Annotated in this window: 6 protein-coding genes and 1 pseudogene; 3 read left to right on the top strand and 4 right to left on the bottom strand. The window is 61.1% G+C overall.

Translation table 11 applies throughout. The annotated features are described in order from the left end of the window. Nucleotides 1-410 (bottom strand): annotated as a pseudogene (locus tag C0456_RS19005) (peptidase M15); the annotation flags it as partial. Between the two features lie 14 nt (nucleotides 411-424). Continuing rightward, nucleotides 425-1,906, bottom strand: a complete 1,482-nt coding sequence (locus tag C0456_RS19010) for a DUF2779 domain-containing protein (protein ID WP_291055681.1) — start codon at nucleotides 1,904-1,906, stop codon at nucleotides 425-427. A gap of 193 nt (nucleotides 1,907-2,099) precedes the next feature. On the opposite strand from C0456_RS19010, the gene C0456_RS19015 reads away from it, so the two are divergent. After that, a complete protein-coding gene (locus C0456_RS19015; RefSeq protein WP_291055684.1) occupies nucleotides 2,100-3,005 on the top strand; it encodes a DUF429 domain-containing protein in 906 nt (301 codons plus the stop codon). Nucleotides 3,006-3,044: 39 nt separating this feature from the next. On the opposite strand, the gene C0456_RS19020 is transcribed toward C0456_RS19015, so the two are convergent. Both C0456_RS19020 and C0456_RS19025 read right to left on the bottom strand, forming a co-directional pair. Continuing rightward, nucleotides 3,045-3,800, bottom strand: coding sequence for an NYN domain-containing protein (locus C0456_RS19020; RefSeq protein ID WP_291055687.1), 756 nt, complete (start codon nucleotides 3,798-3,800; stop codon nucleotides 3,045-3,047). A gap of 469 nt (nucleotides 3,801-4,269) precedes the next feature. Beyond that, nucleotides 4,270-4,602 carry a hypothetical protein gene (locus C0456_RS19025; RefSeq protein WP_291055690.1) on the bottom strand — a complete coding sequence of 111 codons (333 nt, stop codon included), beginning with the start codon at nucleotides 4,600-4,602 and terminating at the stop codon, nucleotides 4,270-4,272. A 59-nt stretch (nucleotides 4,603-4,661) separates the two neighbouring features. Between C0456_RS19025 and C0456_RS19030 the strand changes: the two genes are divergently transcribed. Further along, the gene (locus tag C0456_RS19030) at nucleotides 4,662-7,148 is read left to right on the top strand and encodes a DNA methyltransferase (protein ID WP_291055693.1); all 2,487 of its coding nucleotides are present in this window, start codon (nucleotides 4,662-4,664) and stop codon (nucleotides 7,146-7,148) included. A 3-nt stretch (nucleotides 7,149-7,151) separates the two neighbouring features. Next, nucleotides 7,152-7,664: a PIN domain-containing protein gene (locus tag C0456_RS19035; protein ID WP_291055696.1), complete on the top strand. Its 513-nt coding sequence runs from the start codon at nucleotides 7,152-7,154 to the stop codon at nucleotides 7,662-7,664. The last annotated feature ends 65 nt before the right edge of the window (nucleotides 7,665-7,729 follow it).

The raw sequence follows: 7,729 nt of genomic DNA on the forward strand, positions 1-7,729 counted from the left end.
CCCAGCGCCTGCCAGTGGCCGGTGCGCTCATAGTAAGGCAAGAAGCTGTGCACGACGATGCATGCGGTCGCGCCCATGTGGCCATCGGCATCGCGCCGGTCCCAGATATGGGCGGCGTAGTTCGCCTCGTTGCGCGAGCAATTGTGCTTGCCCACCCCCGCCTCGTTGACCGCGCAGGAGCGGAAGGCAGAGCGGATCGAGATGCGCCCCAGATTCGCCCAGATCGGCTCGAGCAGGTCCTCACACAGGCGTGTTCCCGCCGCGATTGCCAGATCAGGATCATCGGGGATGTTGGGGATGCCATAGTGATTGGCAATCTCAGAATAGAGCATGTCGCGCATGAAGAAGTTCTCGGACAGGCGCGCCCGGCCAAGATCTTCGAGCGCGGAAACGGAACCCGGTCGTCGCATCATTCTCCCTCCCTTCAATTGCCCGCCAGGGCCCGCGCAACGGCGACCATCGCCCAGGTGTCGCGCGCGCAATACGCCCTGAGCGCCTCTTCCAGCGCCTCACGCCGTCCCGGATCGCAGGCCGGATCGGCGGCCTCAAACCAAGCCGCCTGCGCGTCGCCGCCATCCTTCACTTCGAGCGCGCCGTAATCGAGCTCGGAAGCGATGGTCGGTAGCACGGCCTTGATCGACCAGCTGCCGCGCTGGTCGCGGTGATACCAGTGGTTGCGGGCGACAGGCAGGAGATCGACCGTGGCCTCGGCCATCGCTTCGAGGCGGGGGGCGAGGTCTGGGAAGGCCTTGGCCAGATCACGCAGCACGCTGCGCTCGAAGGCGGCGTTGTAGGCGATGATCGTGGCACCCTCGGGGATGTGCTCGGCCAGCGCCTCAGCACAGGCGCGGCGCGGGTCGGAACCATCGCAACTCAGAAACTCGTGATGCGTCATGCGCCCACCGCGGCGTTCGAGGTGGAGCGAAAACTGGAACGGGATTTGCTGATAGGGCCGCGTGCCCACCCAGCGCGGGACAGCGGGGGCGACGGTCTCGAAATCGAGCCATGCGCGCGGCCAGCCCCATCCTGCCATCGCCTTGCGCGCCCCTTCGACGTCGTGGAACGGGATGCCGTCCCGTGTGGCGGCAAGGATGCGGGCGTGGCGGTCGTTCAGGTCGGATTCGGCCAGATCAAGCAGATCCTCGACCCCGCGTTCCAGCCAGCGCTTGCCTCCGCCATAGGGGAGCACAGTCACCGGCCATTCGGGCCCGCGCGGCAGATCACGGCTGCAATAGGCAGCGAACTCGCAGGCGAAGGGCGCGCTGCAATGATCGCCCATTTCGCGTTGGGGCTCGTCGCCGGACAGCGTGGCGCGTGTCTCCGCCACCAGCGCCGGGCGAGTGGAGATAGTGCCTTCCAGTTCGCCGAGCAGGTCCGCATCGGTGAACAGCCCAGCATAGTCGCCTTCGCGGGTGAGGACGAAGCCGGTGTTGATGTGGCGGATGGCGGCACGCTTCAGTTCAATCCCAGCCTCGCGCATTACCCAGACCTGTGTTGCGAGATCGCCGCGGTGGTAGTCCTTGACCTTGCCCGAGCTCTTGACCTCGGCCGCGGCCCAGCCCCCGCCCTCGACCTTTTCCAGCACATCGACCCGCACCAACACGCCGTCATGTTCGAAGGTCGCCTCGAAGATCGGGCCGGGATGCCCGCCTGAAATGAGCGAGGACGTCTTGGCCAGAGCTTCGGAGAGCGACGGGGGATCGACCATCACGCCGCCCGGATGGAGCGCGCAGGCGATCTCGCCCACGGCATTGCCGGTCGCAAACCGCGCCTCGGCGCCCTCGTCCTGCTCAGCGAGCTCGGGTCGATGGGTCGCAAGCCACAGCTTCTTGGGGCACTGCTCGAAGGCCGTGATCTTGGATTTGGAGAGGCCGAAACGGCGGGTCGAGGTGTGAATCTGCGTCATGCTCCGTTTCCTACAGCGATGATACGACAGAAACGGTCATTTATTCCTCGATTTCGGAATTGAGCGGCATGGTTCGGATTGAGGCGATAGTGTTCGAGAAGCACAGCCCCGACAAGATTTATCTCTTGTTACCAGATGCTTCTTTACAGCACATGGGGCGGTGTCCGACATCGGCAGCAAAGGGATGCATGTGATGAGAGTGGTCCTCGGTATCGACGCGGCATGGACGGACAAGAACCCCTCGGGCGTTGCGGTCGCGACTGAGGAAGCAGAAGGCTGGCGGCTCAAAGGCGCGTTCCCATCGGTCGAGCACTTTCTGGCCGAGGCGCACAAGAAGCCAGCGCCCGAGAAACCCTCCGGCGGGGTCGGGCAGGCGCGCGACCTTCTGGAAGCGACGCGCGCAATGGCTGGCCGCCTGCCAGATCTGGTCGCGATCGACATGCCAATGGCGCTAGAGCCGATCACGACCCGGCGCGCATCCGACGATGCGCTGTCGCGGGCCTATGGGGCCAAATGGTGCGCCGCTCACAGCCCCAATGCACAGCGGCCCGGCCCCATCAGCGATCACTTGCGGGAGGGCTTTGGCGAGGCAGGGTTCCCGCTGTGCATCACCGAGATTGCGACGCCAGGCCTGATGGAAGTATACCCTCACCCCGCCTTGGTCGAGCTTTGCAACGAGCCCAAGCGCCTGCCCTACAAGGTCGGCAAGGTGCGGTCCTATTGGCCGGATGCCAAGCCAGAACACCGACGGCTGTTGCTATCAGGCGAATGGAGCTCGATCGGCACGGTGCTTGAGCCCTATCTCCAGGGCGCCGGAGCCTTCTGCAACACCTTCGAGCTGACCCCGAAGCGGCTTAAGGCCCAGGAGGACATGATCGACGCGATCATCTGCTGCATCTGCGCGATCCGGGCTCTGGATGGCGGGGCAAAGCCGCTGGCCGGCGACGAACTGTCGGCTATCTGGGTTCCGATGGCCGATCCGGTCATCCAGTCGCGGACCATTCTGCCTTGCAGCCCCTACTCCGATCGCGCCGAACTGCGCCGAGAGGTCTGGCACGACAATCTGGAAGATGACCCGGAGCTGGCGAAGTACCTGTAAGGCAGTAATCCCATGGGGGGATCAGCCAGACTGCTTTGCCTACGGTGAGCGTGTCTGCTTCGGCCGAATGTAGACCTTGAGATTCTCACGTCTGACCTCGAATGCGTCCGACTTCTCAATCAGCGTCAGCAGCTTCGGGCATCCATACGTTCGAGGGTCGAAATCGGGCATCAGCGCGGCGAGCCGCGTGCCGACCGCCCCGAGAAAGTGCCATCCGTCAACGTCGTCGAGTTGGCTGAGCGCAGTGCAGATGTGCGGTATCGCCGCGGCCGGGGGTCTTTTGGATGATCCGCTGGTCGCCCCGCTCCCTCCAGCCTCAGCCTCGGCAGGCACCGATCCGTCGCCCGGAGGAAGCAGGTTCTCGGTGTAGATGAACCGCTTGCATGCCCGGCGGAAGCTTTCGGGGGTTTTCTGCTCGCCGAAGCCGTAGACATCGAGGCCTTGTTCGCGAATGCGCGCGGCGAGCCGCGTGAAGTCGCTGTCGGACGAGACCAGGCAGAACCCGTCAAATCTGCCGCTGTGAAGCAAGTCCATCGCGTCGATGACCAGCGCGATATCCGAGGCGTTCTTACCGACCGTGTTGGCAAAATTCTGCTGGGGGATGATGGCATAGGTAGCCAACACCTCGGACCACCCCTTGAGCCGTGTGCCCGAGAAATCGCCATAAATGCGCCGGGCGCTCGCCTCGCCGATGGTCGCGATCTCCTCAAAGATCGCCGCCGCCGCCCGCGGGGATGCATTGTCCGCGTCGATCAGGATTGCGAGGCGATATGGGCGCTCAAATTCGGTGGCCATTCCACTTAGTAGCTGATTTGTCCTAACGTCTTGTTTCGATGAGTGATGGGTCAAGGTTGCTCATCAGCGGAGCATGATAGGAATCGGGAAAGGGGGCTTCCCGAACCAATTCAAACCGTTCCTGCGCAGTGCGGACTGTCAGTTCAAGCTGACCTCGGCTATTCCGTGTGGATCCGGCCCTTCGGTCAAGGTCGAGAACAAAGCCATCTTTCCCGCTTCGGATTGGCTAGCCAAGAGCTGCCCCCCTTTCAGGCACTAGCGGATCGCAGCAAACCGCGGCTTTTCTGCACGACTGCGGATAGGGGTCGATGGGCTTAGGCGTACGAAACTACTGGATCGGTCTGCAATTGCCAGCTATCTTGTTGTGAGTAACAAATTGATCGGGGTTATGCGCTACACGCCGAGCCAAGTCCGCGATGTCGTCGGCATTACACAGGAAACGCTCCGCCACTGGCGACGAGCGCTACCTTCACTCGGCGGTCTCAAAGGTCACGCCCCAGTCTTTAGGCCAGGGCAATTGCTTGGTTTGGCGGTAGTGCGGGTGCTTGTTGAAGATCTCGGTCTCACCGTTGGCGCACTTCGCGCCGCCGAGCGAGACATCTTTGATATCTGCTGCTCGCCACAGTGGATTCGCCTTGCCCAGGGTTACCTCTTGGTGCGCCCAATCGAGGGACAGGTCTCCTTCGTCGACACGGTGGCGGATGATGATCTTCAGCGACCCGCAATTTTGCTCCCGCTTGAGCCGATCGTCACCGCTCTGCGGCTCGCACTCCTTGAAGTCGCGCCTGAAGAGGTTCAGCAAAGTATGGCATTCCCTCCTGTCGATGTGAGCGAACGCAGGGCAGCGGGAAGCGCAATGCCATGACCCCTGCAATCGCCGCCATTGCCAACGAATTGGGCGGCCTTGGCTATCCATCCAACGCACTGCTGCCAGACTATAGTTTCGCCGACGTCCTTTCGCCGGGCGGTGAAACCAGGCAGGTGGCGCTTGCCGCCTTTACCCAGACGCCACCCTCCTATCGCACGGCAGCGTTCGGGGTGGTCGAGGGGGGATCGAGTGGATCAGACCTCACGGGGCTGCGAGCGCTCGGCGCGCCAATGATTTTCGCTGTCGCTGGCGAATGCGTCGAATTATGGCAGGTCCACGCGAGCAAGGCGGCGAGCCGGATCACCGCCGCTACGATCGATACCTTAGGCGACCTGTTCGCACGTCACGCCGAACATTGGAGCCCGCTTGCCATCCATCGTGCCAAGGCGATCAATTCTGAGTCATTGGCTGGCCGGCAGTTCGACTTCATCGACATCGGCCTGATGATCGCAATTGAGGGCGAAGTGCATGTCAAACTCGATGCGTTGCTACGCGAGACACTTGCCAGCGTCGTCGACGCCCGAGGGCGTCCGGCCATGGATGCTCGTTTGCTGTTTCAAGCGACGTTCCGGTTCCTGGCCGCAAAGATCCTGACAGATCGTCATCATGAATCCGCAGAGAATTGGGCCGGTGGTAGCATTGACGATGTGCTACGGGGCATCGACCAATACTACGGATTGGGGACCATCACTCCGTCGCCGCGCGACCGCGCACGACTGGAGACCGTATGGGAAGGAATCCGTGCCGGGATTAACTTCCGCAACATTTCGGCCGACGACCTCGCCTTCGTCTATGAAAACACTTTTGTTACATCGGAAGCGCGCGAGGCGTACGGCACGCACAGTACGCCTCGGCAAATGGCCGAGCATATCGTTCGACGTCTCGAACTTTGGCGTGATCCTGAACGTGTCAGGGTCTACGAGCCATTTACCGGAGCTGGTGTCCTATTGGTGGCAGCGCTCAGACAGTTGCGCTCTGCATTGCCGCTCGAATGGAACGATGAGGAGCGCCATAGCTTTCTGACAGAGCGTCTTGCAGGCGATGAAATTGACGAGTTCGCCTGTGAAGTCGCCAAGCTGTCCTTGATTCTTGCCGACTATCCCAATCACAATGGCTGGGACATCCAGCAGGCTGACCTATTCAGCGGCGATCGACTGCGGACGCGGATCACCGCTGATACCTTTGTGATCTGTAATCCGCCGTTTGAGGATTTCGATGCCGACGACCGGAAAAGTGGGATCGCGCAGCACGATGTTTCCAAGCCGATCGCAGTGCTGGAAGAGGTCATCGCTGCCAACCCGGCGGGAATCGGTTTTGTTCTTCCCTCAAGTTTCATTGTCGAAAAGCGGTACCGCAAGGTGCGAGCGTTGATCGAAAGCCACTACACTTCGGTTGAAATTGTTGAAATTCCCGATGACGTGTTTTCGGCATCGCGCACCGCGGCGGCTCTCTTGATCGCCCGCGACCGGCGGACCGTCGAGGACATACCCCGGATCACAATCCGCTCCAGTGAAGTCACGTTGCGCGACCGTCTGCCGTTCCTAAAGGCAGGCGTCATCACCCGCAGCCGCTCGCTTACCCGGTGGGTGCCAGACACGCCCAGTGGCGATCTCTGGGTGCCAGCTCTTCATGAGATTTGGGCCTATCTTTTCGATCGTCCCAAGCTCGGCAATCATCTCGAGCTGCATCGCGGAATCGAATGGACGGCTCCGCAAGCGACCGCCTGGAGCGGCGAGCCTCAGCCCGGCTTTGAACCGGGGTTGCATGGTGTCAATGGTCATCAGCAATTCCAGTCTCCGCATCCCGTATGGCTAGATTGTCGACCGGAATCGGCGCGCGGTAGCGCTTTCAAACTGCCATGGGATCAGACGAAACTGATTATCAACGGTGTGCGTCTTAGCCGCTATTCGTGGAGGCTGGCGGCGAGCTTCGACGCTAGTGGACTGGTCTGTTCACAGCAGTTTATCGGCGCATGGCCAAAAGAAGGGGTGAGCGACAAAGAGTTGCTTGCGTTGATGGCCGTGCTCAATAGCCCCATTGCGAATGCCTTCGCCACAGTTTTCACCTTGGACCAACGCTATCGTTTGACAACGCTGCGCGACATTCCGCTCCCAAATCATCTGCCTCCGGAGATCGCCGAGATGGTCGCGACCTATTTGGAGCGCTTGTCGCAAACTGAACTCAGCTTTGATGGTGATGCCGTGCTTCAACGCCTTCTCGCGGAGATCGATGGTGCGATCCTTGCGAGCTATGCCCTCCCGGTCAGGCTGGAACGCGAATTGCTGCGCTTCTTTGAGGGAGCTAGGCGACCGGTCGCCCACGCATGGGAAGGCTGGCCTGGACTGGAAATTTCGCCCGGTCTTTCACTTGCCGAAACACTCAATGGCGCCCGGGAACGTTTCAGCGGAAATTGGGTGAGAAGCGTTTTTGAACCCTTACCCGAAAGCGAAGCCGAAGCGCTACGCGCCTATATCGGCTGATCGATGACCGGGTATCTGCTCGACACCTCGGTTTTGATCGCCCTCGTCGATCCCGCCCATGTGCTGCACGCGACCGTTGCGGCAACTGTCGACGCTATGGATAGCGAAGATCTCCAGTATGTCTCGGCTGTGAGTATTGGCGAAATCCGCACGGGCGTAGCAAGCGTGCAGAGCATCCACGGCCGCACGCCAACGCATGCCAGCCAGGTGCTCGCCGCAGCACAGGCTCGCACGCTGCTTTCCATCAATACACAGGTTGCGATCACATATGGCGACCTCAAGGCCGCAATGGTGAGCAAGTTCATGCCGAAGGCGAGCAGAAACAAGTCGCCCGCCCACCTCGAAGATTGGATTGACCACGCTACTGGTAAGCGGCTTGGCATCAACGAAAACGATCTTTGGATTTGCGCTCAGGGATTCGAGCGCGATCTGCACGTCCTCACCTGTGATGGCGATTTCACGAAGGTGCAAACCGCCGAACCCCGCCTAGCGCTCAGCGTATTGCGGGTTATCTGAAACAGGCGACCAAGTCCTGAAATGAGCGTTGGCTCACTCTATCGATCTCAGCGGAAGCAGAGTGG

The organism is Hyphomonas sp., assembly GCF_013823385.1.
In the GTDB taxonomy this organism is placed as follows: domain Bacteria; phylum Pseudomonadota; class Alphaproteobacteria; order Caulobacterales; family Hyphomonadaceae; genus Hyphomonas.

Excerpts from the sequence above, each read along its gene's own strand:
- C0456_RS19010 (WP_291055681.1), bottom strand. The coding sequence starts at position 1,906 with ATGACGCAGATTCACACCTCGACCCGCCGTTTCGGCCTCTCCAAATCC.
- C0456_RS19015 (WP_291055684.1), top strand. The coding sequence starts at position 2,100 with ATGAGAGTGGTCCTCGGTATCGACGCGGCATGGACGGACAAGAACCCC.
- C0456_RS19020 (WP_291055687.1), bottom strand. The coding sequence starts at position 3,800 with ATGGCCACCGAATTTGAGCGCCCATATCGCCTCGCAATCCTGATCGAC.
- C0456_RS19030 (WP_291055693.1), top strand. The coding sequence starts at position 4,662 with ATGACCCCTGCAATCGCCGCCATTGCCAACGAATTGGGCGGCCTTGGC.
- C0456_RS19035 (WP_291055696.1), top strand. The coding sequence starts at position 7,152 with ATGACCGGGTATCTGCTCGACACCTCGGTTTTGATCGCCCTCGTCGAT.